The 23,471-nt window shown below is 64.2% G+C and carries 20 protein-coding genes; 13 read left to right on the top strand and 7 right to left on the bottom strand.

What is annotated here, in order from left to right:
- Positions 1-2,300: methyl-accepting chemotaxis protein (locus OJJ21_RS00225; protein WP_297682163.1), on the top strand; the 2,300-nt coding region annotated here is incomplete at its 5' end.
- On the opposite strand, the gene OJJ21_RS00220 is transcribed toward OJJ21_RS00225, so the two are convergent.
- Positions 2,267-2,782 carry an O-acetyl-ADP-ribose deacetylase gene (locus OJJ21_RS00220; RefSeq protein WP_297682161.1) on the bottom strand — a complete coding sequence of 172 codons (516 nt, stop codon included), beginning with the start codon at positions 2,780-2,782 and terminating at the stop codon, positions 2,267-2,269. The two genes, OJJ21_RS00225 and OJJ21_RS00220, sit on opposite strands and share 34 nt — an antisense overlap.
- Positions 2,783-2,920: 138 nt before the next feature.
- Here OJJ21_RS00220 and OJJ21_RS00215 point away from each other — a divergent pair, with 138 nt between their 5' ends.
- From OJJ21_RS00215 to OJJ21_RS00205, 3 genes are all read left to right on the top strand, one after another.
- A complete protein-coding gene (locus OJJ21_RS00215) occupies positions 2,921-4,330 on the top strand; it encodes a divergent polysaccharide deacetylase family protein (protein WP_297682160.1) in 1,410 nt (469 codons plus the stop codon).
- A gap of 129 nt (positions 4,331-4,459) precedes the next feature.
- Complete coding sequence (locus tag OJJ21_RS00210; RefSeq protein ID WP_297682158.1) at positions 4,460-5,779, top strand: sulfite oxidase; 1,320 nt, start codon at positions 4,460-4,462, stop codon at positions 5,777-5,779.
- 23 nt (positions 5,780-5,802) lie between these two features.
- Positions 5,803-6,183: a hypothetical protein gene (locus OJJ21_RS00205; protein ID WP_297682156.1), complete on the top strand. Its 381-nt coding sequence runs from the start codon at positions 5,803-5,805 to the stop codon at positions 6,181-6,183.
- A gap of 6 nt (positions 6,184-6,189) precedes the next feature.
- Here OJJ21_RS00205 and OJJ21_RS00200 read toward each other — a convergent pair whose 3' ends face one another.
- The 4 genes from OJJ21_RS00200 to OJJ21_RS00185 all read right to left on the bottom strand — a co-directional run bounded on the left by OJJ21_RS00200 (position 6,190) and on the right by OJJ21_RS00185 (position 11,378).
- Positions 6,190-7,062 (bottom strand): methyltransferase domain-containing protein, encoded by an 873-nt coding sequence (locus OJJ21_RS00200; protein WP_297682154.1) that lies wholly within the window; start codon positions 7,060-7,062, stop codon positions 6,190-6,192.
- Between the two features lie 124 nt (positions 7,063-7,186).
- Entirely contained in the window at positions 7,187-7,906 is a 720-nt protein-coding gene (locus OJJ21_RS00195; protein WP_297682152.1) for a DNA-3-methyladenine glycosylase I, read from the bottom strand.
- Positions 7,907-7,937: 31 nt separating this feature from the next.
- Positions 7,938-9,458 carry an anthranilate synthase component I gene (gene trpE / locus OJJ21_RS00190; protein WP_297682150.1) on the bottom strand — a complete coding sequence of 507 codons (1,521 nt, stop codon included), beginning with the start codon at positions 9,456-9,458 and terminating at the stop codon, positions 7,938-7,940.
- A gap of 15 nt (positions 9,459-9,473) precedes the next feature.
- A complete protein-coding gene (locus OJJ21_RS00185; RefSeq protein ID WP_297682148.1) occupies positions 9,474-11,378 on the bottom strand; it encodes a peptidylprolyl isomerase in 1,905 nt (634 codons plus the stop codon).
- Between the two features lie 177 nt (positions 11,379-11,555).
- Here OJJ21_RS00185 and tpiA point away from each other — a divergent pair, with 177 nt between their 5' ends.
- The 9 genes from tpiA to OJJ21_RS00140 all read left to right on the top strand — a co-directional run bounded on the left by tpiA (position 11,556) and on the right by OJJ21_RS00140 (position 21,786).
- Entirely contained in the window at positions 11,556-12,311 is a 756-nt protein-coding gene (gene tpiA, locus OJJ21_RS00180) for a triose-phosphate isomerase (protein WP_297682146.1), read from the top strand.
- A 3-nt stretch (positions 12,312-12,314) separates the two neighbouring features.
- Entirely contained in the window at positions 12,315-13,334 is a 1,020-nt protein-coding gene (locus OJJ21_RS00175; protein WP_297682144.1) for a lysine-2,3-aminomutase-like protein, read from the top strand.
- 870 nt (positions 13,335-14,204) lie between these two features.
- A complete protein-coding gene (gene secG / locus OJJ21_RS00170; RefSeq protein WP_297682142.1) occupies positions 14,205-14,525 on the top strand; it encodes a preprotein translocase subunit SecG in 321 nt (106 codons plus the stop codon).
- A 111-nt stretch (positions 14,526-14,636) separates the two neighbouring features.
- Positions 14,637-16,268, top strand: a complete 1,632-nt coding sequence (locus OJJ21_RS00165) for a CTP synthase (protein WP_297682140.1) — start codon at positions 14,637-14,639, stop codon at positions 16,266-16,268.
- Positions 16,269-16,419: 151 nt separating this feature from the next.
- Positions 16,420-17,265, top strand: coding sequence for a 3-deoxy-8-phosphooctulonate synthase (gene kdsA, locus OJJ21_RS00160; RefSeq protein ID WP_297682138.1), 846 nt, complete (start codon positions 16,420-16,422; stop codon positions 17,263-17,265).
- 283 nt (positions 17,266-17,548) lie between these two features.
- Positions 17,549-18,829: a phosphopyruvate hydratase gene (gene eno / locus OJJ21_RS00155; RefSeq protein ID WP_297682137.1), complete on the top strand. Its 1,281-nt coding sequence runs from the start codon at positions 17,549-17,551 to the stop codon at positions 18,827-18,829.
- A gap of 12 nt (positions 18,830-18,841) precedes the next feature.
- The gene (locus OJJ21_RS00150; RefSeq protein WP_297682136.1) at positions 18,842-19,183 is read left to right on the top strand and encodes a hypothetical protein; all 342 of its coding nucleotides are present in this window, start codon (positions 18,842-18,844) and stop codon (positions 19,181-19,183) included.
- Between the two features lie 96 nt (positions 19,184-19,279).
- Entirely contained in the window at positions 19,280-20,818 is a 1,539-nt protein-coding gene (locus tag OJJ21_RS00145) for an MBOAT family O-acyltransferase (RefSeq protein WP_297682135.1), read from the top strand.
- A gap of 5 nt (positions 20,819-20,823) precedes the next feature.
- Positions 20,824-21,786, top strand: coding sequence for a hypothetical protein (locus OJJ21_RS00140; protein WP_297682133.1), 963 nt, complete (start codon positions 20,824-20,826; stop codon positions 21,784-21,786).
- 344 nt (positions 21,787-22,130) lie between these two features.
- Here the strand turns inward: OJJ21_RS00140 and OJJ21_RS00135 are convergent, their stop codons facing one another.
- Complete coding sequence (locus OJJ21_RS00135) at positions 22,131-22,556, bottom strand: DUF350 domain-containing protein (RefSeq protein WP_297682131.1); 426 nt, start codon at positions 22,554-22,556, stop codon at positions 22,131-22,133.
- Between the two features lie 8 nt (positions 22,557-22,564).
- Positions 22,565-23,471, bottom strand: a 907-nt coding sequence (locus OJJ21_RS00130) for a glutathionylspermidine synthase family protein (protein WP_297682128.1), incomplete at its 5' end; no start/stop codon positions are given.

Below are 23,471 nucleotides of genomic sequence, written 5' to 3'. Positions count from 1 at the left end.
GGCAGAAGCTGAATCTTGCCATCGGTGTGCTGGCCGCACTGACATTGATATCCAACGTGATCGGCGGCCTGTTCTTCGGCCGGGTGCAGGGCAGCTATGCCGGCATCACCACCACCAATCTGCCGGCGGTGATCACCGCCCTCAATCTGTCTTCGCTCAGTTCCGAACTGACCGCCGGGGCCCCGGTGCTGGCCAGCGCGGCCAGCGATGCGGAGCGCGAGAAGGCGCTGGCCGACCTCAAGGCCAAGCAGGCGCGGCTGACGCAGTCGGTCGAGACCGTGAAGGCGGCTTCGGGCGAGAGCGAGGCAGAGCAGATCGCCGAGATCGAAAAATCGGTCGGCATGCTCAATACGATGGTGGCGCAGATCAACCGTTCGGTGAATGCGCGGCTGGGCTATGCGCAGCAGCGCGAGGAGATGCAGGGCCGGCTGAGCGCCGACTACATTGCGTTCCAGGCGCTCATGCAGCCATCGCTGGATCGCGCCATCTACGAACTGCGCCAGCCGAATGCAAAGCCCGAAACCGCCGATGCCGCCAATGCGCTGATCGCGGCCGGCAATGCGCTCAACCAGCTGGTCGCCACACTTTCGGTGGCGGCGCAGGCGCCGAGCAATCCCGAACTCGACAAGCTGTTCACCGAATTCGCCAAGCTGAACAGTTCGGCGCTCGAAGAGCTCGACTGGGCCGGCAAACATTTCGATATCAGCGAGCTGAAGGCTACCGCCGGCAAGCTGCTCGGTTACGGCCAGGGCACGGAAAGCATGTTCGGCATCCGGCGCGGCGAAATCCGCACCATCACCACGGCCGGATTCGCGCTGACCCAGGCGCGCAATGCCGCCACCGAGCTGTCGACCAAGGTGGATGGGCTGGTGGCGGCTGCCACCGCGGCCGCCGACACGGCAGCCGACCATGCCGCCGGCCAGGCTTCGACGGCACAGATCGTGCTGGTGGTCATCACCGTGCTCTGCCTGGTGATTGCCGCGCTGATCGGCGTGCTGTTCATCGGACCGCAGATCTCGGCGCCGATTGCCCGCATGACTGTGGCGACGCGGCGGCTGGCCGATCGCGACTGGTCGGTCGAACTGGCCGAGACCGGCCGCAGCGACGAGATCGGCGAAATGGCGCGGGCCGTCGAGGTATTGAAGACCAACGGGCAGGAGAACGAGGCGCTGCAGCGCCAGGTCGAGAGCGACCGCGAAACCTTCGAACGCGAGCGCAAGGCACAGGAAGAATTGCTGGAGCAGGCGATCGGCCAGATCGTTTCGGCCGCCACCGCCGGCGACCTGACGCGGCGTATCGATGCCGATGCGCTGCAGGGCGTGATGCAGCGGCTTGGCGGCGGCGTCAACGATCTGCTCGGCACCGTGGAACGCGCGCTCAACGATCTCGGCAGCATGCTGGGGGCGCTGGCGCAGGGCGATCTGACCCATCGCATCGGCGGTGGCCATCGCGGCCTGTTCCAGCAGCTTGCCAATGATGCCAACACGCTGGCCGAGAAGCTGGCCGATATCGTCGGCCGCCTGAGCCTGACGGCCGGCAATGTGCGCGACGCGGCCTCGGAGATTTCCGTCGGCAGCAACGATCTGGCGCAGCGCACCGAGCAGCAGGCCGCCAGCCTGCAGCGCACCGCCGCGTCGATGGAGGAGATCACCGCCACCGTGCGCCACAATGCCGATAATGCGCGGCAGGCCAGCAACCTGGCGGCGACGGCGCGCGAGACCGCCGACAAGGGCGGCGGCGTGGTGGGGCGCGCCGTACAGGCGATGGGCGAGATCGAAGGCAGCGCACGCAAGATCGTCGATATCGTCGGCCTGATCGACGAGATCGCCTTCCAGACCAATCTGCTGGCGCTGAATGCCAGCGTTGAGGCAGCACGCGCGGGTGAAGCGGGCAAGGGCTTTGCTGTGGTGGCGCAGGAAGTGCGCGGCCTGGCGCAGCGTTCGGCCGATGCCTCGAAGGAGATCAAGGCGCTGATCTCGGCGTCCAACAGCCAGGTGCGCGACGGCGCCAAGCTGGTGAATGAAGCCGGCGGCAGCCTGACCGAGATTGTCGATGCGGTGAAACGCGTGGCCGGCATCATCGAGGAAATCTCGATCGCCAGCCAGGAGCAGGCCTCGGGACTCGACGAGATCAACGACGCCGTGACGCAGATGGACGAGATGACCCAGCGCAACGGCGCGCTGGTCGAAGAAACCACGGCTTCGGCGCAGTCGCTTGCCGATCAGGCCAAGGAGCTTGCCGCCTCGATCACCTTCTTCCGGATCGATCAGGCGGAGGCGGAGGCGAGGGCGGCGGAGTAAACTGCCGCCACCTCGGCCGAGAAGCAGCAGAAGGTCACGCTGCGCGGCAGTCCCTCGCTCGCGAGCCAGGCGCGCACTTCGCGGATTGCAATCGCGGCGGCCGGTGCCAGCGGATAGCCGTAGATGCCGGTCGAGATTGCCGGAAAGGCGATGCTGTTCACGCCATGCTTGCGCGCCAGCGCCAGGCTGCTGCGATAGCACCGCGCCAACAGCTCAGCTTCGTTGGCGGTGCCGCCGCGCCAGACCGGACCGACCGTATGGATCACATGCCGGGCCGGCAGGCGGTAGCTGCGCGTGATGCGGGCTTCGCCGGTCGGGCAGCCGCCAATATCGCGGCATTCCGCCTCCAGTTCGGGCCCTGCGGCACGATGGATGGCGCCGCAGACTCCGCCGCCGGCCAGCAGGCTCTCGTTGGCCGCATTGACGATGGCGTCCAGCGCCAGGCGGGTGATGTCCTCGGTGACGATCCTGATCGGCTGCATATCGGTAATTTAACATGGCCGCGAGTCGCTGCGCGCGGCGGTTTTTTACGTTTCCCTAACCATCGCGAAACGACAATGCCGACAAGGCGTTGCAGGCGTGGTCTTGCCGCTTCCGTCAATATCCTTTAACCGGGTCAGATGAGCGATCCAGACCTCAAGCTGAAGACGCGCCGCGCCGCCACGGCCCAATCCGCCGCCGGTGCCTATGGCGCCATGCAGGCGCGTGCCGTGCCGGGACAGCCGATTCCTGGACAGACGGGGCAGGCTGGCCGCCCGGCGCCGAAACCCCGCGGTTTCCTGGCAGCCAACTGGCCGCTGATGACCGCTGCGGCTGCATTGCTGGGCGGCGGTGTGGTGATGGGTATGGCGGTTGGCAATGCGCCGCGGCCACAGCCTGTGGCAACGGTCGCGCTTGCCCCCACGCCGGCTCCATCCGCGCAGTCCGCTCCACCGCAGATGACGGCGAAGGATGCGTCGCAGGGCTGGCGCCCGATCTCCGAACTGGCTCAGGTTCAGGCCCAGGCAACGGCCATGGCGCCGCCGCGCATGGATTTGCCGCAAGCCGAAACTGCGCCGGTGCCGAAGCCCGCGCCGATTGCTGAAGCTGCGCCAGCACCGGCCGCCGAAGTGCCGAAAGCCGAAACCGCCGTTGCCGGGCTCGCCAAACCCGAGCCGCCCAAAGCCGAAGCGAAATCTCCGCCTGCAGCTGCAGTTGCGGCACCGGCCCGCAAGGCCGCGCAATCCGACAGGCAGCCGGTGCAGCTCACCGCCGCGCCCGTGGCGCCGCCGTCCTTCGCGCGTCCGGCCGGCGAGGGATCGGTGCAGGCCTGGCGCGCGCGCGCCGTGGCGCCGCCAGCCAATGCCAGGGCGCCCTATGTCGCGTTCCTGATCGACGATGCCGGCCTCGACCGCAAGGGCACCCAGCGCGCCATCAATCTGCGCGGTCCGGTGACGCTGTCGTTCATGAGCTATGCCAATGAGCTGTCGGAACAGAGCGCCGCCGCGCGTGCCGCCGGCCACGAGGTGATGCTGCATCTGCCGATGGAGCCGCTGGATGTGAAGCGCAACAATCCCGGGCCGAATGCGCTGTATGTCAATCTCGATCCCGCCGAATTGCAGCGCCGGCTCACCTGGCATCTTGATCGCTTCAGCGACTATGTCGGCGTCAACAACCACATGGGCAGCCGTTTCACCGCCGATGCCGCCCGCATGGCGCCGGTGCTGGACGAGATCGGCCGCCGCCAGGTCTTCTGGCTCGACAGCCTCTCCGGTCCAAGTTCGGCTGGTCCAGCCCTGGCGCGTCAGCGCGGTCTCGATGCGGCCGAACGCGATCTTTTCCTTGATGACGACCGCTCGCCCGGTGTTGCCTATGAGCTGGCGGCGATGGAGCGCATCGCCCGTGCTCGCGGCGATGTGATCGCCATCGGCCATCCACATGGCAGTACCCTGACGGCGCTGGAAAACTGGATTGCCACCGCCAAAGAACGCGGTTTCAGCCTGGTTCCGGTCAGCACCGTGTTGCTGCGGCGCCAGCAGCAGGAACGCTGAGCGGCTTTGCTGCGTCGCACCTTTCACACAAACAGACTGTTTATTTCGCGTGACATGTCCCCCTGCCTTCGGGCAGGCTGATACGCAGCCGTGGCGACAGACCGCGGCACGATCCGAGGGAGAAACGTCATGGCAATGCGCAGCAAGGAACGCGGCCTTTTCGAACTATACCGGGATGATCCCGAGCGGGCCGATGCCCTGGTCTTCAACCGGCGCGGCATCCTGAAGGGCGGTGCGCTGGCCGCCATGGGCGCCGCCGTCGGTGGCGCCATTCCGTTCGGCGGCAACATGCCGGGGGGGCTGATACCGGCAGCCCTGGCCCAGGGCGCGACAGCGGGTGCCGCGCCGAAAATCCTCAAGATGGATGGCAAGGCCGAACTGGTGATCCTCGGCGACAAGCCCTTTGTGGCCGAGACGCCCGAGCATCTGCTCAACGACGACATCACGCCGAATGACAAAATCTTCATTCGCAACAATGGTACGCCGCCGGATGCGGTCAGCAATCCCGATGCCTGGGACCTGACCGTCGATGGCGAAGTCAACAAGACGCTGAAGCTGACGCTCGGCGAGCTGAAGCAGAAGTTCAAACCGGTTACCTATGCGCTGCAGATGGAATGCGGCGGCAATGGCCGCAGCTTCTTCGAACCCAAGGCCAGCGGAAACCAGTGGACCAATGGCGCCATCTCCAATGCGCGCTGGACCGGAGTGCGGCTGAAGGATGTGCTGGACGCCGCCGGCCTGAAATCCAGCGCCGTCTATACCGGCCACTATGGCCGCGACACGCATCTTTCGGGCGATGCCAGCAAGCCGGCGATCAGCCGCGGCGTGCCGATGGCCAAGGCCATGGAGGAGCACACCATCATCGCCTATGCGGTGAATGGCGGGCCGATCCCGCATGTCAACGGCGCGCCGCTGCGCCTGATCGTGCCGGGCTGGCCGGGCTCGACCTCGCAGAAATGGCTCAGCCGCATCTGGGTGCGCGACAGGGAGCATGACGGGCAGGGCATGACCGGCACCAGCTATCGCGTGCCGATCAAGCCGATGATTCCGGGCAGCAAGGCCGATCCGAAGAATTTCCGCATCCTGGAATCGATGCCGGTGCGTTCGATCATCACCAACATCGCCAACGGCACCGAACTCAAGGCCGGCACGCGTGCCATCGCCCTGCGCGGCCATGCCTGGGCCGGCGAGCACAGCGTGGCCGAAGTGCATGTCTCGGGCGACTACGGCCAGACCTGGCGCAAGGCCAAGGTGGCCAAGGCGGCGAACAAGTATGCGTGGCAGACCTGGAATGCCGATCTGACGGTGCCGTCCGAGGGCTATTACGAATTCTGGGTCCGCGCCATCGACAGCACCGGGCGCGGCCAGAGCCATGCGGCGGCGAACTGGAATCCGCAGGGCTATGGCGGCAACGTGATGCACCGTATCGCCGTACTGATCCCCGCCTGAATACCGCAGAGGATCGGATATCCATGACGCGTTGGTTTGCTGCCGTTGCCATGGCGGCGTCGCTGGCTTTTGCTGCCGGCAGCGCCGTCCTTGTCCCATCTTCATTCGGTCAGTCCACGCCGGCAGAGCGGGAGCCCGAGGAACCGACCGTGTTCCCCGATGGCGAGAGCCGCGATGAAGTGTTTTATGTCTGCACCGCCTGCCATGGCTCGGATCTGGTCCGCGCGCAGGGCCACAGCCGCGAGCGCTGGGCCGAGGTGCTGACCATCATGGTCGAGAAACACAACATGGCGCCGCTGGAAGGCGAGGATCTGGACAAGACCCTGGATTACCTGGCCAAGGCCTTCCCGCCGAAGGGGCGCGCCTACAGCAACCCGTTTCTCAATCGCAAGACGACGGAGTGAAAGCGCCTAGGTGCGGGTGAGGCGATAGGCGCGGGCCGGGGTGAACTGGCCGGCCTCCACGCGGATGGTGCCGTCGATGCTGTCGGTGCAATCGAACAGGCCCCTGGCGCAATCGCGCAGATAGGCGTCGGCCTGATTGTAGCGGCCGCTTTTGGCGAGCGTGAAGCCATGCTCGCCGGTCTCGACCGTGAACAGGAAGCTGCCGCCCGGCTTCAGGCTTGCGGCCACCAGCCGGAACAGCTCTGTCACATCGCCGATATAGATCAGCGTGTCGGCGGCGATCACCACGTCGTAGGCCGCTTTCGGTATGGTGCCGAGCACCGCATGGGCCTCGCCATGGTGCAGGTCGTCATAGATGCCGCGCCGGCGCGCCTGGTTCAGCATGCCGGGCGACAGGTCGATGCCGTCGAGCCGGCTCGCATGGGGCACGAAGGGCAGGCCACTCAGGCCGGTGCCGCAACCGAGATCGAGGATGGCGCGGCTCCTGTCTTCGTGCCAGCCGGCCCGCACTGCGAGCTGCCGCAGCATATCCGGACCCTGGTAGGCAAGCCGGGCCAGATGGTTGTCGAAATCGGCGGCGTAGGTGTTGAACAGCCAGACGACATAGTTTTCCGGTGCCCGTTTCGACGTCCTGCCGTTGAGTGAGTCGAGCAGATGGTTGACCACGCCCGACTGCGGCGAGAGATCGCGGGCGCGATACAGGCTGGCGATGGCTTCGGATACGCGCTGCTGATCGATCTGGCTCAGCGCCAGGCCGAGCCATGATATCGGCCGGTCGGGCGCCTGCTGCACGGCGCGGGCGAAATGCCCCTCGGCCTCGGCATGGCGCCCGGCATCGCGGGCATGGATGCCGCGTTGTTCCCAGAGAGTGGCCTGCATGGCGAGATCATGTTGCATAGCCCTCGCAGGCTAGGCGTCTCTCTGCATACAAACTATCAAAATAATCGGAATTCTTTTCAGCGGCGTTTACGCCCCGCTAACCATAATCGCCGGGAAAGCTGGTTCAGTCTTCGCTGCCCATTGCCTGCTGCAGCCGGGCGGGATCGTAATTCTCGCCGATCGACATGGCGCAGATGCGCGAGAGATGCACCAGTGGCAGGCCGCTTTCCTTTTGCCAGGCATTGAACTGGGCCTGGATCTTCTTCATATCGCCTTTCGAGGTGCCCTTGTCGGTCAGCTCCAGTCCGGCGTCGCGCAAGCAGAACAGCACGTCGCGCGAGGCGATGAAGCTGTCCTTGCCGAGGAAGCGGATCAGGTATTGCCCGGTATTGCCGCCCAGCCGGGAGCCCCGTTTGGCCAGCAGGTCCAGCAGGCCGGTCTGGTCCGTGGACGGCCAGGCGGCCAGGAATTTACCGAAGCTGCCATGCTCGGCGGCGATATCCATGACGAACTGTGCATTGTCGCGCACGCTGCGGATTTTCTGCGGATTGCGCACGATGCGCTTGTCGCTGGCCAGCTTTTCCCAGAACTCATCGGGCTTGTGCACCAGCTTGCGCGGGTCGAAACCCTGGAAGGCAGTCTCGAAGCCGTCCCACTTGTTCTCGATCACGCTCCACACGAAGCCGGCGGAGAAGACCCGCTTGGCCATCTCGGCCAGCACGCGGTCGTCCTTCAGCTTGGTCAATGCCTTCTGGTCCGGTGCTTTCGGCAGCAGTTTTTTCAGTGCCGCCGCGCCTTTGCGTTTCTCGGCCCGGGCACGGATGGTTTTAAAGGACGTGGCCATTCGCGCTCTCCCGGTTTACTGCCCGCGACCGTTACTGCCCGCGTCCCGTGCGGCTGGCGTAGCGTTCAGCCTCTTCGGCGGCACGGATCAGCGCCTTGGCCTTGTTGACGCATTCGACATGTTCCGACATCGGATCGCTGTCGGCGACGATTCCGGCGCCGGCCTGCACATACATGGTGCCGTCCTTGACCAGCGCGGTGCGCAAGGTGATGCAGGTATCCATCGTGCCGTTGGCGGAGAAATAACCGACGCCGCCGGCATAGAAGCTGCGGCGCACCGGCTCCAGCTCGTCGATGATCTCCATCGCGCGCACCTTCGGCGCACCCGAGACCGTACCGGCCGGGAAGCCGGCAAAGAGTGCATCCAGCGCATCGAGATCGGGGCGGATCCTGCCCTCGACATTGGAGACGATGTGCATGACGTGGCTGTAGCGTTCGATCTGGTTGCGCTCGGTCACTTTCACGGTGCCGATCTGCGCCACGCGGCCGACATCGTTGCGCCCGAGATCGAGCAGCATCAGATGCTCGGCGCATTCCTTCGGATCGCTCAGCAGGTCGTCGGCCAGCGCCTGGTCCTCGGCCGGGGTGGCGCCGCGCTTGCGCGTGCCGGCAATCGGCCGCACCGTCACCGTCTCGTCGCGCAGGCGCACCAGAATCTCGGGTGAGGAGCCGACCAGGCAGGGACCGCCGAGATTGAGGTAAAACATGAAGGGCGACGGGTTGGTGCGGCGCAATGCGCGATAGAGCGCGAATGGCGGCAGCCGGAACGGCAGGCTGAAACGCTGGCCGACCACGACCTGGAAGACGTCGCCGGCGGCGATGTACTCTTTCGCCTTGTGCACCATCGCCATGTAGTCGTCGGGCGACATGTTCGACTGCGGCTCGGGCAGCGCATCCAGGTCGGCGATCTGGTCGCGCACCGCGCCCAGCGGCCGGTCGAGATCGGCGACGATATCGCTCAGCCGCTCGCTCGCCAGCGCATAGGCGGCGCGCGCATCCATGCCGCTTTGCGGCCGCACCGGCGTCACCACAGTGATCATGTCGAGCACGGAATCGAAAATCGCCATCACGGTCGGACGCATCAGGATGCCGTCCGGCAGTCCGAGCGTGTCCGGGTTGTTGTCGGGCACCCTGGGCTCGATCAGCCGCACCATGTCGTAGCCCATGAAGCCGACGATGCCGGCGGCCATCGGTGGCAGGTTCACCGGCAGGTCGATATGGCTTTCGGCCAGCAGTTTGCGCAGCGACTCAACGGTCGGCTCGGCACAGGCCTCGAAAGCACTCTGGTCGAAGCGGGCGGTGCGGTTGATCTCCGCCTTCTGGCCGCGGCAGCGCCACAGCAGGTCGGGCTTCAGGCCGATGATCGAATAGCGGCCGCGCACGGCGCCGCCTTCAATGGACTCAAGCAGGCACGACCATGGCCGCGTATCGGCCAGTTTCAGGAAGGCCGAGACCGGGGTTTCCAGATCGGCGACCAGCTGCGTGGAGAGCACCTGGGCTTCGCCCGCCATGTACCGCTGGGCGAAGCTGGCATAGTCGGGCGTGATCTTCATGGCAGGTCGGCCGCCTCAGAAGTTGGCGGCTTGGGCACGGGCCGCGGCATTGATGCTGACGCCGATCTCTTTCTGCAGCAGCTGTTTGTACTGCTGCACCAGATCCTGGGTCATGCCGCCGGCCAGTTGCTGCGCCGTCTGGTCCTGCTGGCGCGCGACGAGGGCGGCATCGGGTTCCTCGATGCGCGACAGGCGGGCGACGATGGCACCGCCGGCCGGCGCGGCGGCCGGGCCGGTAACGATCTCGCCGACCTGCCTGGCATTGAATACGGCACCGAGCACGGCAGGCGAGAAGCTGCGCTCGGCCGGCTGGCCGCCGCGGGTCAGCGGTGCACTGAGCTGCATGGTGGCGCCGATGCCGGCGGCTTCGCGAGCGAGGTCGCCGCCGCTGCGCAGCCGTTCGGCAATCTGTTTGGCGCGCTCGGTCGCCGCCTCGGCACGCGCCCGTTCGGTCAGGGCGGCCACCACCTGCGGCTTCACATCGGCGAGCGGTTTCAGCGCGGCCGGCTGGATGGCCAGCACCTTCAGCACGATCAGGCCGCCATCAGCGGTGTCGATGATATGCGGTTCGGCATCGGGGCCGAGGTCGAAGGTTTCGCTCAGGAAGGCCGGAACCTTGGGCAGGGCTTCCAGCGGCTTGCCGGTGGCATCGCTGCCCTGGGCATCGATGGCGTCGGCCTGCTTGATCGGCTGGGTCTGCGCCTTGGCGATTTCTTCCAGCGTGGCGCCGCCGGCGATCTGGTCGTCGATCTGCTGGCGCAGTTTCACCATGCCGTCGGCGGCCTTGCGCAGGCCGATCTGGTTGCGCAGTTCGGTCTTCACCTCGTCGAAGCTGCGGGTGGCACCGGCCTCGATGGCGGTGACGCGCAGCAGGTGGAAACCGAAGGGCGAGATCACCGGTTCGCTGACCTTGTCCTTCTCGAGCGCGAAGGCGGCATTGGCGATGGCGGCCGGCAGGTCGTTCTTCGTCACCAGGCCGAGCGAGAGGTCTTCGGGCTTCAGTTTCTGGGTGCGGGCGGCCATGGCGGCAAAGCTCTCGCCCTTGGCGATCGCCTCGGCGGCGGCCTTGGCTTCGGCCTCGGTGGTGAACACCACTTGCTCGATGCTGCGCTTTTCCGGCGTCACATAGGCACGCTGGTTAGCGTTGTATTCCTCGCGGATTTCTTCGTCATCGACGGTCATCACGGCGGCACGCTGGGCAGCGGTGAGGTCGAACCAGGCGACCGTGCGGCGCTCGGGCGCGGTGAAGGCGGCCGGGTTGGCCTTGTAGTATTCCTCGATCTGGGCATCGCCCGGTGCTGCCGGCGCCGGCAGCCTGGCCGGATCGATCACGATATATTCGGCCAGCCGGCGCTGCAGACGATACTGCAGCACGGCATTCACCATTGGCGTCGGCGCCTGCACCACGCTGCCGAACAGGCTGCCGAGCAGCTGGGTGCGCGCGATGTCCTCGCGCAGCACGGCCACCAGCCTGCCTTCGCTGTAGCCTTCGTTGCGCAGATACTGCTCGAAGGCGAGCCGGTCGAACTGGCCGCCCATGCCCTTGAAGGCCGGCGCATTCATGATCATGTCGCGCACCTGCGCGTCGCTGGCGCTGATACCGAGGTTGCTGGCGGCCTGCACATAGAGCCTGTCTTCGATCATGCGGTTCAGCGCGGTCTCGTCGAGCCCGAGCTGGCGGGCCTGCTCGGTGCTGAAAGCGGGGCCGAACTGGCGGCGCAGCGCGTTCACTTCGCGGCGCAGCGCCTCGGCGAATTCAGCCTGGCCGATGGTGGCCGAGCCCACCTTGGCGACATCGCCGCTGCTGCCGAAGCCGCGGACATAATCGGCGATACCCCAGATGGCGAAGCTGAACACCAGGAGGATCATCAGGCCCTTGGCAATCCAGGACGCGGCGCCGGAACGCATCTGCTGCAGCATGTAACCACCTAAAAAGCGAAGCGAAACAAAGGCTCAGCCCGATTTTGACGAAGCGGGCCGGAACGGGCCGGCATACTAAAGGCGGGGGCAGGGGGCGGCAAGGCGCCGGCTTTGCCTTTCCGGGCGGAACTTGTTAGGACAGGGCCGGTTTTTCGCCCATTCGCACGAGGGTTTGGCATGGCGGCACGGCGCCCCCTGATTGTCGGCAACTGGAAAATGAACGGCCTGAACGCCAGTCTGGCTGAGGCCACGGCGCTTGCCGGCAAGGTGAAGGCGCAGGCGCCGGTGGCCGAACTCGGACTCTGCCCGCCCGCCACGCTGGTCGCCGCCATGGCGGCGGTCCTGCAGGGCACCGGCATTGGTGTTGGTGGGCAGGACTGCCATGCCAGGGCCGGGGGCGCCCATACCGGCGATCTCAGTGCCGAGATGCTGAAGGATGCCGGCGCGGTTTACGTGCTGGCCGGCCATTCCGAACGCCGCACCGACCATGGCGAGACCGATGCCATGGTGCGCGCCAAGGCGCAGGCCGCCCATCGTGCCGGCCTGGTGGCGATTGTCTGCGTCGGCGAGACGCTGGCGCAGCGCGATGCCGGCGAGACGCTGAAGGTGGTATCGGCCCAGCTGCGCGGCTCGTTGCCCGATGATGCCACGGCGGCCAATACCGTGGTGGCCTACGAGCCGGTCTGGGCCATCGGCACCGGCCGCACGCCGACCGAGGCCCAGGTGGCCGAGGTGCATGCCGCCATGCGCCAGGAGCTGAAGGCGCGCTTCAACGATGGCGACGGCATGCGCCTGCTCTATGGCGGCTCGGTGAAGCCCGACAACGCCAAAAGCCTGATGGCTGTTGCCGACGTGGATGGCGCGCTGGTCGGCGGCGCCAGCCTGAAGGCCAACGATTTCTGGCCGATCATCGAGGCGAAAGGCTTCAGGTAAGCCATGGGTGCGACGGAACGCGATCAGGATGGCACGATAGCGGCGCTTAAAAAAGTCGCCGCGCAGTTTGCCGTCGCCGTGACGCCGCATCTGCAGGCGCAGATCGATCCGTCCGATCCGCAAGATCCCATCGCGCGCCAGTTCCTGCCCGATGCCGCCGAACTGGTGACGCTGCCGCACGAGCGCGAAGACCCGATTGGCGATACCGCGCACAGCCCCGTCGCCGGCATCGTGCACCGCTATCCCGACCGCGCGCTGCTGAAACTCGTCAATGTCTGCCCGGTCTACTGCCGCTTCTGCTTCCGCCGCGAGATGGTGGGGCCGGGGAGCAAAGGCCTGAGTACCGAGCAGCTCGATGCGGCGATTGAGTATATCGCCCAGCATCCGGCGATCTGGGAGGTGATCCTCACCGGCGGCGATCCGCTGATCGTCTCGCCGCGCCGGCTCAAAGAGGTGATCGCCCGGCTGAATGCGATTCCACATCTCGGCGTCATCCGCATTCACAGCCGCGTGCCGGTGGTCGATCCGGCGCGCATCACTGACGAGATGATCGACGCGCTGAAATCCAGCGACAAGGCGGTGTGGCTGCTGCTGCATGCCAATCATGCGCGCGAATTCGTGCCGGAGGCTGTGAATGCCATCCGCAAACTGGTCGGGGCCGGCGTACCGATGCTGGGGCAGTCGGTGCTGCTGAAAGGTATCAACGACAGCCCGGCGGCGCTGACCGACCTGTTCCGCGCCATGGTGGCCAACCGGATCAAGCCGCATTACCTGCATCACGGCGACCTGGCGCGCGGCACCAGCCATTTCCGCGTCTCGCTCGCCGAGGGCCAGCAGCTGATGCGCCGCCTGCGCGGGCATGTCTCGGGCCTGCTGCAGCCAACCTATATCCTCGATATCCCCGGCGGCCACGGCAAGGTGCCGGTCGGCCCGGTCTACGCCGAACCGCAGGACGACGGCAGCTGGCAGGTGAGCGATCCCTGGGGCTGCAGCCACCAGTACGACGATCCGGCGACGCGGTGATATCGGTGATATCACCGATATCAAATCGGGCTTATCCGGCTTAAGCCGTGCTTATTTCCGCTTATGCGACTCTAATTTCTGCTTAGCGGACGCTAATCCTGCCTGAGCCGGGGCTTAAGCCGGCTTATCTGAGTCTTAGTTCGACTTATTCTCACTCAATGCAACCCCCTCAAAACCGTCACCCTCGGCCTTGTGCCGAGGGTCCATCCGCCGGTTCTGTCGGGTCATGACCACGCCGAGACGGAAATGGATCCCCGGAACAAGCCCGGGGATGACGGGTGGGGGCATGCAAGCCCGGGCATGACAGAGGAGACCATAGATCGTCACCCTCGGCCTTGTGCCGAGGGTCCATCCGCCGGTTCTGTCGGGTCATGACCACGCCGAGACGGAAATGGATCCCCGGAACAAGCCCGGGGATGACGGGTGGGGGCATGCAAGCCCGGGCATGACAGAGGAGACCATAGATCGTCACCCTCGGCCTTGTGCCGAGGGTCCATCCGCCGGTTCTGTCAGGTCATGACCAAGTCGCGATGGAAATGGATCCCCGGGACGAGCCCGGGGATGACGGGTGGGGGTGTTAGGGTGCCCCCGGAGAAGCGTGGAGAAACGCTTTAACCCCTCAGTGTCATACCGTGTCCGACCGAAGGATGGCCGGGCCAAGCCCGGCCATGACAGGTGGGGAGAGCTTTTCAGGTGTCCGATTCATCGCGCCGCTGACGGTTTGGGCGCTGTCCAGCGGGCGGAATATCGATGGAGAACAATATAAGAACACTCTTTAAAAGTCAAGCCCTTGCAGCTTGCCGCCGGCAGGCCCTTTCCCTCTCTGCCGGCAGGGTGTAAAAGCCCCCGGACTTACGGAGATTCAAGACCATGATGACCTTCCTTCTGGTGGTGCATATCCTGCTGGCGCTGGCGCTGATCGGCGTCATCTTGGTGCAGCGCTCGGAAGGCGGCGCGCTCGGCATGGGCGGCGGTGGCGGCGGTGGCGGTTTCATGACCGCGCGCGGCTCGGCCAACCTGCTGACCCGCACCACGGCGGTGCTGGCCACCCTGTTCATCGTCTCCAGCATCGTGCTGGCGATTCTCTCCGGCGGTCCGTCGCAGCCGCGCTCGATTCTCGATTCGGCGCCGGCAACGACTCCGGCGGCGCCGGCCGAACCGGCCAAGCCGGCCGTTCCGCTGTCCCAGTAAGCTGCTTGTAATAGCCTGAATTAAAAGACCCTTTTCGGGTTTGTGAAATCGCGCGAGTCGGCGCGAGCGAAGCCTTTTTTGTGTCGGATGGATAGGTTAAACAGGGCTCCCATGACGCGGTACATCTTCATCACCGGCGGCGTGGTCTCCTCCCTCGGCAAAGGTCTGGCTTCGGCGGCGCTCGGCGCCCTGCTGCAGGCGCGCGGCCACACGGTCCGCCTGCGCAAGCTCGACCCCTATATCAACGTCGATCCGGGCACCATGAGCCCGTATCAGCATGGCGAGGTGTTCGTCACCGACGACGGCGCCGAAACCGACCTCGACCTCGGCCATTACGAGCGTTTCACCGGCGTGCCCGGCCGCAAGACCGACAACATCACCACCGGCCGCATCTACCAGACCGTGATCGCCAAGGAGCGCCGCGGCGACTATCTGGGCGGCACCGTGCAGGTGATCCCGCATATCACCGATGCCATCAAGGACTTCATCGCCGACGACCGCGACGGCGTCGATTTCATGCTGGTGGAAGTCGGCGGCACGGTGGGCGATATCGAAAGCCTGCCCTTCCTCGAAGCGATCCGCCAGTTCGGCCTCGAAGCCGGTCGCGGCCAGGCGATCTACATCCATGTCACGCTGGTGCCCTTCATCGCCGCCTCGGGCGAGCTGAAGACCAAGCCGACGCAGCATTCGGTCAAGGAGCTGCGCTCCATCGGTATCCAGCCCGATATCCTGCTCTGCCGCGCCGACCGCGAAATACCGCAGGGCGACCGCAAGAAGATGGCGCTGTTCTGCAATGTGCGCGAAGAAGCCGTCATTCCTGCGCTGGATGTGAACACCATCTATGCCGCGCCGCTGGCCTATCACGAGGCCGGGCTGGATGTGCAGGTGCTGAAGGCCTTCGGCCTCGATGCCGCCAAGGAGCCCGATCTGTCGCGCTGGCAGAACGTGGTGCAGCGCGTGGTGGCGCCGGAGAACAAGGTCAAGATCGCCATCGTCGGCAAATATACCGGCCTGAAGGATGCCTATAAGTCGCTGGCCGAGGCGCTGGCCCATGGCGGCATCGCCAACAACGCGCGCGTCGATATCGAATGGATCGAGTCCGAGATCTTCGAGAAGGACGAGACTGCGCTGGCGGCGCTGGACGGCGTGCATGCCATCCTGGTGCCGGGCGGCTTCGGCGAGCGCGGCTCGGAAGGCAAGATTCGCGCCGTCACCTTCGCGCGCGAACGCAACGTGCCGTATTTCGGCATCTGCTTCGGCATGCAGATGGCGGTGATCGAATATGCCCGCGCCAAGGCCGGCATCAAAAAAGCCAGCAGCACCGAATTCGGCCCGACTGACGAACCGGTGGTCGGCATGATGACCGAATGGATGCGCGGCAACGAGCTGGAGCAGCGTTCGGCCGCCGGCGATCTCGGCGGCACCATGCGGCTCGGCGCCTATGACGCTTCGCTCAAACCCGGCAGCCGGGTGGCCGAATGCTACGGCAGCACCAAGATTTCCGAACGCCACCGCCATCGCTACGAGGTCAACACCAAGTATCGTGCGAAGCTGGAAGAGTGCGGCCTGGTGTTCTCCGGCATGTCGCCCGACGGGTTGCTGCCCGAGATCGTCGAACTGCCGAACCATCCCTGGTTCATCGGCGTGCAGTATCACCCGGAACTGAAGTCCAAGCCGTTCGAGCCGCATCCGCTGTTCGCCAGCTTTGTGAAGGCGGCGCTGAAGCAGTCGCGGCTGGTGTAGTCGCTGTCTTCGGACAGTAAGATTTCTGAAGTATTATTCGTCACCCTCGGGCTTGTCCCGAGGGTCCATCCCAACCGTCCGCGTTTCGGAACGCGCAGATGGACCCTCGGAATAAATCCGAGGGTGACGGTTGTAGGTAGCGGAGAAAGCCATGACCGAAGCCCCCAATCCCATCCGCCATATCAAGGTCGGCGATTTCGAGATCGGCAACGACCTGCCGCTCACCCTGATCGCCGGGCCCTGCGCCATGGAAAGCCGCGAGCATGCGCTCGACATGGCCGGTTCGCTGAAAGACCTGACCGAGAAGCTCGGCATCAACTTCGTCTACAAGTCCTCCTACGATAAGGCCAACCGCATCTCGATCCGCAGCAATCGCGGCTTCGGCCTGGAAAACGCCATCCCGGTCTTCGACGAAATCCGCGACAGCCTCGGCCTGCCGGTCATCACCGATGTGCATACCGAGGAGCAGGCCCGCGAGGTCGCGCCGCATGTCGATATCCTGCAGGTGCCGGCGTTTCTCTCGCGTCAGACCGACCTGCTGCTGGCCTGCGCCAGCACCGGCAAGGTGGTGAATGTGAAGAAGGGGCAGTTCCTGGCGCCCTGGGACATGAAGAACGTGGTCGAGAAATTCGACCATGCCGGCAACCCGAACGTGATGCTGTGCGAGCGCGGCGTGAGTTTCGGCTACAACACGCTGGTCAACGACATGCGGGCGCTGCCGATCATGGCCGAGACCGGCTGCCCTGTCGTGTTCGATGCCACGCATTCGGTGCAGCAGCCGGGCGGCAAGGGCACCAGTTCAGGCGGCGACCGCCGCTTCGTGCCGATCCTGGCGCGCGGCGCCGTGGCGATCGGCGTGGCGGCGGTGTTCATGGAAACCCACAAGGACCCGGACAGCGCACCGTCGGACGGTCCCAACATGGTGCCGTTCCACCAGATGGAAGCCGTGCTGGAACAGCTGCTCGAATTCGATCATCTGGCCAAGGCGGGGCATTAACTCGCGACCCCCAGAGCCACAATCTGGTGCTCTAACAAACCATACATCGTCACCCTCGGGCCCAGGAGAGTCTTTTGGCCGAGGGTCTTTCGCCGTTCTGCATGAGATGGTCGGGTCGAGCCCGACCATGACGGGTGAGGGGCGAGGCAGGGCGGCAAACACTGCCATTTATCCCCATCTGGCCACCGCCTGAGCGCCCCGCACCCCTTGCTCCAAGCCCCCCGCCGGGCTATCCCTTTGGCCCATCTTTCCGGCCTTATCCGTCTTAAAGAGGACCCCCGACATGAGCGGCATCACCGACATCCTGGCGCGCGAAATTCTCGACAGCCGCGGCAATCCCACCGTCGAAGTCGATGTCGTGCTGGAGAGCGGCGCCATGGGCCGCGCTGCCGTGCCATCGGGTGCGTCCACGGGCGCCCATGAGGCCGTCGAACTGCGCGATGGCGACAAGAAACGCTACCTCGGCAAGGGCGTGCTCAAGGCGGTGGATGCCGTCAACACCGAGATCTTCGATGCGCTGGCCGGCTTCGAGGCCAGCGAGCAGCTGCGCATCGACCGGACCATGATCGACCTCGACGGCACGCCCAACAAGGCGCGTCTCGGCGCGAATTCGATTCTGGGTGTGAGCCTTGCCGTGGCCAAGGCGGCAGCGCAGGAAGCCGACCTGCCGCTGTATCGCTATGTCGGCGGCGCGGCAGCCCATGTGCTGCCGGTGCCGATGATGAACATCATCAACGGCGGCGCGCATGCCGACAATCCCATCGACGTGCAGGAATTCATGATCATGCCGGTGGCGGCGCCGAGCCTCGCCGATGCCGTGCGCATGGGCGCCGAGGTGTTCCACACGCTGAAGAAGAAGCTGAAGGATGCCGGCCACAACACCAATGTGGGCGACGAGGGCGGCTTCGCGCCGAACCTGCCGAGCACGCGCGGTGCGCTCGATTTCATCATGCAGGCCATCGAGGCGGCGGGCTACAAGGCCGGCAAGGATGTGATGATCGCGCTGGATGCCGCCAGCACCGAATTCTTCAAGGATGGCCAGTATCATCTCGACGGCGAGAATCTGAAGCTGTCGCCGTCGGATATGGTCAAGTACTGGGCCAAGCTGGTCGGCGACTATCCGATTGTCTCCATCGAGGACGGCATGGCCGAGGACGACTGGAAGGGCTGGAAGGAACTGACAGACAGCATCGGCGCCAGGTGCCAGCTGGTCGGCGACGATCTCTTCGTCACCAATCCCAAGCGCCTGGCCGATGGCATCAAGCAGGGCGTCGGCAACGCCATTCTGGTCAAGGTGAACCAGATCGGCACGCTGAGCGAGACACTCGAAGCCGTCGAGCTGGCGCACAAGAACGGTTATCGCGCCGTGATGTCGCACCGTTCGGGCGAGACCGAGGACAGCACGATTGCCGATCTGGCGGTCGCCACCAACTGCGGCCAGATCAAGACCGGCTCGCTGGCGCGCTCTGACCGCATGGCCAAGTACAATCAGCTGATCCGCATCGAGCAGCAGCTCGATTCTGCGGCGAAGTATCCGGGCCTGTCGGCCCTCAAGGGCCGCTGAACAGAACAGACGATGATGAGCCGGGGGGTAATCATCATCGCACTCGCCGTCGCGCTGGCTCACGCCGGCGCGGCGGCGCAGTCCTTATCGGTGGTCGGTAAATGGGCGGTGAGCCAGAGTCGCTGCGACACCGAAGCCATCACCTTCGAGGCCGACGGCCAGTTCATCTCGACGCTGGACGGAGCGGAGCCGCGCACCGGCCAGTACCGGCTCGGCCGCGACCGCATCATCCTGCTCGACGAGCAGGAGCCGGACCGCGAACTGGCGCTGATCATCCTCGACTATACGCCGACGCGGCTGGTCGCCTTCGACGAGACGATCGAGAGCGACCGCCGCCTGGTGAAGTGCCGGTAAGTAGGCCGGCGGGGGAATGTTGAAGCAAACTGATCAACCGCACCGTCGGCCGTTCGAGGATTCTGCGACTTTGAAAACCTGAACGCTAGAAGCTGAATGCTTTTCAATTCCTATGAATTCTTGCTTCTCCTGCCGGTAGCGCTGGCGGTTTTCGCCATCCTGCGCCGTTTTGGCGCTACAGCACCGGTAATCTGGCTGGCGGTGGCCTCACTGGTGTTCTATGGGCGCTGGCATCCACAGTATCTGCTGCTGCTGCTGACATCGATTGGTTTCAATTACGGCATTGGATTGTGGCTGTCGAAACCGCTTGAGGCAATCACACGTCGCCGCATCATGGTGCTGGCGGTTACGGCCAATTTAGGTTTGCTCGGTTATTATAAATACGCGGCTTTTGTTCTCATCTCACTCAATACAGTCGCCGGGTTCGACTTGCCAGTACCAGCGATTATCCTGCCGTTGGCGATCTCATTCTTTACCTTCCAGCAGATCGCTTATGTCGTTGATACCTGGCGCTCGGGCCATGGTGAGAAAAGTTTTGTCCGCTTTCTGCTCTACGTGACCTTCTTCCCGCATCTGATTGCCGGCCCGCTGGTGCATCACGCCGAGATGATCCCGCAATTCTACCGGGTCGGGCAGTCGGCGGTGACGCGCTACGACATGGCGATGGGCATCACCATGTTCGTGATCGGACTCTCCAAGAAGGTGCTGCTGGCTGACAATGTCGCGCGCTATGCCTCGACGGGCTTCGATGCCGTCGCTGCCGGTAGCATCCTGAGCTTATGGGAAGCCTGGGGCTCGGCGCTGGCCTATACCTGCCAGATCTATTTCGATTTTTCCGGCTATTCCGATATGGCGGTCGGCCTTGGTCTGCTGTTTGGCATTCGCCTGCCGGTGAATTTCCTGTCGCCCTACAAGGCGACAAACATCATTGATTTCTGGCGGCGCTGGCATATCACCCTGTCGCGCTTCCTGCGCGACTATCTCTATATCGCGCTCGGCGGCAACCGGTTCGGGCCGGTGCGGCGCTACGCAAACCTGATGGCCACCATGCTGCTCGGCGGCCTGTGGCACGGCGCCGGCTGGACCTTCGTGATCTGGGGCGGACTGCACGGGCTGTATCTCGTGATCAATCACGGCTGGCGCGCCATCACGGGCGGCCGGCAGTTTGGACGCAGCTGGTCGCTGCTGGCCTGGCTGCTGACTTTCCTGGCGGTTGTCATTGCGTGGGTGTTCTTCCGGGCCGTCAACCTGGATGCGGCCCTGTCGGTGCTGCGCTCGATGTTCGGCCTCAATGGCGTGCCGCTGCCGCTGTCGCTGCAGCCGGTGCTGATGCGTTTCGGCATCGATCCGGCCATGCTGGGCATCGCCTTCACCGGCATTTCCCCGAACGGCGTGTTCGGCAGTCCGGTCACGGCGGTCAGCTGGATCGGCGGATTGATCCTGCTGGCGGTGCTGGCGCCGAACAGCGTCGAGATTCTGAACTACCGCATGGATGCCTCGGCGCCGCAGACGCTCAAAAGCGGCCTGCTGCAATGGCGCAACAGCCTGTTCTGGGCCGCGGCGACCGGCTGCCTGTTCGGAATCTGCCTGATCAGCCTGCGGCGGGTCAGCGAATTCATCTATTTCAATTTCTGAACGCCATGCCCCAGATCGACATCCGTTATTTCACCGTCATCGCCGTTGCCGCCGTTGTGACAATCGGATCGGTGATCGGGGTGAATTATTTCATCGATCCGTATGATCGCCTCGGCAACAACCGGATCGGCCACTATCTGGAAGACGACCGCTCGGCCAAGGTGAAGCAGGTGCAGGTCTACCCGCATGACAGCCTGCTGCTGGGTTCGAGCAAGGTTGGCTTCATCGACCCTGCGGCACTGGGCACCAGCCGGCGCTTCTACAATGCCGGTTTCGTCGGCGTCATGCCGGAGGAGCTGCTGAGTTTCCTGCGCCATTACGGTGCGAAGGAAGAGCTGGTCGTGATCGGGTTCGACCTCTACATGTTCAATCTCACGTTCACTGCGATGCTCCGTGAGGATCGTTTCGCGGATCTAACGGGTGAGCAGGGCTGGGCTTATCTCGCCAGTGTTGACACGCTAAGCGCGTCGCTGGATACGGTCTGGCGGCGACTGTCTGACGAGCCTCCCGGCCTAGAGTTTCACGGCCAGCGGAATCCGTGGCGCATAAACAGGGTTGACGCGCCTTTTACGAAGCCGAGCCATGAAAAGGTTCTGGGTAATTTGCGTACCCAGCATTATGGAAATTTTGTCTTCGCCGAAGAGCGGATTGCCATCCTTCGCGACATTCGCGCATTACTAGTTGAACGTAAGCAGCCGCATATTGTGTTCCTAAATCCGGTCCATCGCTCGGAACTTGCCCTGCTCAGAGAAATCTCGGCAGGGGAGGGTATGAAACGTCTGCGACAAGAGGTGAAGCAGATATTCCCTCTTGCCATCGACTTAAGCGATGGAAACTGGTCGGGCGATGAGGCCTATTTTAATAGCGATCCATTTCACTACCGCCCGGAAACCGGCACCGCCTTCATGCGTGACTTGCTGAAGCAGTGTCCTGTCGACGGCGTATCGATAGGCTGGCGCGGTTGCTAACGGATAGCTGAGAGGGATGCTGGAATGTCGGATATGTGGCGAGCATCCGTCTTTTTATAACGATGAACGATAGCTCTCTGGATCGTATCTCTAATTCATTATTATCTTGATTCGATTTTGACGAATGTAGGTAATCTTGGTGGTCAAAGTCTTTTAGTAGCTTTCAATTCATCTCTAACTCTACTCATAGACATGTATTGTCGAAATCATATTTGTGCATGAGTGGTACAAACTGTTGAGGCTATGCCTCTGTTTGTAAAGCATGCCCCATTTCGCATACTCAGCCTTAGCCTCTGAAACTGTAGAATAGTAGTGATAAGTAGATTTTTTTGCGCTGCGTTGACTCAGTACGTCATGCAGGCGGCATTCAGCACGCCGATGCTGATGCTGAAGGCGGCTGCGGTGATCCCGGCGGCCATCTCGCCCTTGCTGATGCGCTCGGGCAGGCGGGTCAGCAGCGCGCGGGCGATGCCGAAGGCCAGCAGCTGGATCGCCAGCGCGACCACGCCCCAGACCACCATGTCCATCAGGCTGAGCGAATTCATGATGGCGCTGCCCAGCGGCAACACAAAGCCGATCAGCGCACCGCCCAGCGAGACGGCGGCGGCAGCATTGCCATCGCGGATCAGGCGCCATTCATGCTGCGGTGTCATCCGCGTGTAGATCACGACGAAGGCGCCGAGCAGGATCATCGCGCAGAGGAAATACAGCGCGAAGTCGGGCAGGGTGATCAGGTAGCGGCTGAAATTCGGTGTCGTGGTACTGATCATGACAGGTCCTATTCAAACAGGTGCGGCACGAAGCGGCTGGTGTTGCGGGTGATGGGGCTGCGATCCTCGCGAATCCCCAGGCCGCAGGCGCGCGAGGCGATCACCCAGACACCCAGCACGGGGTAGAAGCCGTCGAATTCCGGCATCGCGACCGCCTGCTGGTAGATCATGCGTTCGGGGGCCGGATCGCCACCGGGCGCGGTCTGCGCCACGATGCTGCCATCGGCGGCATACTGCGTGATGCCGCCGCCCTCGCGGCCCCAGAAGGGTTTGGCGATTTTCGCGCCGTGGATGGCGGTCGCATCGAAGCTTGCCGGCAGCAGGTTTTCATGCCCGGGGTAGTTCTGCCACAGCAGCGGCAGGATCGACTTGGTGGACAGCAGCATCTTCCAGGCCGGCTCGATCATCTTCACGCCGCTCGGCTGGATATTGGCGGCGAAGTCTTCCTGCAGCAGCCATTCCCACGGATACAGCTTGAACAGCACGGTGATCGGCCTGGCGGCCCGGTCGACGAAGCGCGTGCCATTCCAGCCGATCTCGTCGATGAACAGCCGCTCGGTATCCAGACCGGCCTGCACGGCGGTATCGCGCAGATATTCCGTGGTGCCGAAATCCTCGGCGTGATCGCGCACGCAGGTGAAGTGCAGGCGATGGCCCCAGAGGCCGAAATTCTTCCAGGCCTCGATCAGCGTCTCGTGGATGCTGTTAAACTGGTCGCAGTGATTGCGGTAGCTGTCGAGCCATTCCCACTGCACCACGCTGGCCTCGAACAGCGCCGTCGGCGTATCGGCATTGTATTCCAGCAGCTTCGGCGGTTGTGTGCCGCACCAGGCGAAATCGAAACGGCCGTAGAGGTTTTTATCCTGCCGCTGCCAGCTCTGCTCGATCAGGCTGCAGGCGGTCTCCGTCAGGCCG

This window comes from Ferrovibrio sp. (assembly GCF_025869515.1).
Classification (GTDB): Bacteria; Pseudomonadota; Alphaproteobacteria; order Ferrovibrionales; family Ferrovibrionaceae; genus Ferrovibrio.
The sequence above is the reverse complement of the archived record's forward strand: the minus strand, read 5'-3'. Positions and strand labels throughout refer to the sequence as shown.

Bases quoted from the DNA above. Each gene is read 5' to 3' on its own strand.
- OJJ21_RS00220 (WP_297682161.1), bottom strand. From the start codon at position 2,782: ATGCAGCCGATCAGGATCGTCACCGAGGACATCACCCGCCTGGCGCTG.
- kdsA (WP_297682138.1), top strand. From the start codon at position 16,420: ATGACCGAAGCCCCCAATCCCATCCGCCATATCAAGGTCGGCGATTTC.
- OJJ21_RS00135 (WP_297682131.1), bottom strand. From the start codon at position 22,556: ATGATCAGTACCACGACACCGAATTTCAGCCGCTACCTGATCACCCTG.
- trpE (WP_297682150.1), bottom strand. From the start codon at position 9,458: ATGAAGATCACGCCCGACTATGCCAGCTTCGCCCAGCGGTACATGGCG.
- eno (WP_297682137.1), top strand. From the start codon at position 17,549: ATGAGCGGCATCACCGACATCCTGGCGCGCGAAATTCTCGACAGCCGC.
- OJJ21_RS00140 (WP_297682133.1), top strand. From the start codon at position 20,824: ATGCCCCAGATCGACATCCGTTATTTCACCGTCATCGCCGTTGCCGCC.
- OJJ21_RS00150 (WP_297682136.1), top strand. From the start codon at position 18,842: ATGATGAGCCGGGGGGTAATCATCATCGCACTCGCCGTCGCGCTGGCT.
- OJJ21_RS00185 (WP_297682148.1), bottom strand. From the start codon at position 11,378: ATGCTGCAGCAGATGCGTTCCGGCGCCGCGTCCTGGATTGCCAAGGGC.
- OJJ21_RS00165 (WP_297682140.1), top strand. From the start codon at position 14,637: ATGACGCGGTACATCTTCATCACCGGCGGCGTGGTCTCCTCCCTCGGC.
- tpiA (WP_297682146.1), top strand. From the start codon at position 11,556: ATGGCGGCACGGCGCCCCCTGATTGTCGGCAACTGGAAAATGAACGGC.
- OJJ21_RS00145 (WP_297682135.1), top strand. From the start codon at position 19,280: ATGCTTTTCAATTCCTATGAATTCTTGCTTCTCCTGCCGGTAGCGCTG.
- OJJ21_RS00215 (WP_297682160.1), top strand. From the start codon at position 2,921: ATGAGCGATCCAGACCTCAAGCTGAAGACGCGCCGCGCCGCCACGGCC.
- OJJ21_RS00175 (WP_297682144.1), top strand. From the start codon at position 12,315: ATGGGTGCGACGGAACGCGATCAGGATGGCACGATAGCGGCGCTTAAA.
- secG (WP_297682142.1), top strand. From the start codon at position 14,205: ATGATGACCTTCCTTCTGGTGGTGCATATCCTGCTGGCGCTGGCGCTG.
- OJJ21_RS00195 (WP_297682152.1), bottom strand. From the start codon at position 7,906: ATGGCCACGTCCTTTAAAACCATCCGTGCCCGGGCCGAGAAACGCAAA.
- OJJ21_RS00210 (WP_297682158.1), top strand. From the start codon at position 4,460: ATGGCAATGCGCAGCAAGGAACGCGGCCTTTTCGAACTATACCGGGAT.
- OJJ21_RS00205 (WP_297682156.1), top strand. From the start codon at position 5,803: ATGACGCGTTGGTTTGCTGCCGTTGCCATGGCGGCGTCGCTGGCTTTT.
- OJJ21_RS00200 (WP_297682154.1), bottom strand. From the start codon at position 7,062: ATGCAGGCCACTCTCTGGGAACAACGCGGCATCCATGCCCGCGATGCC.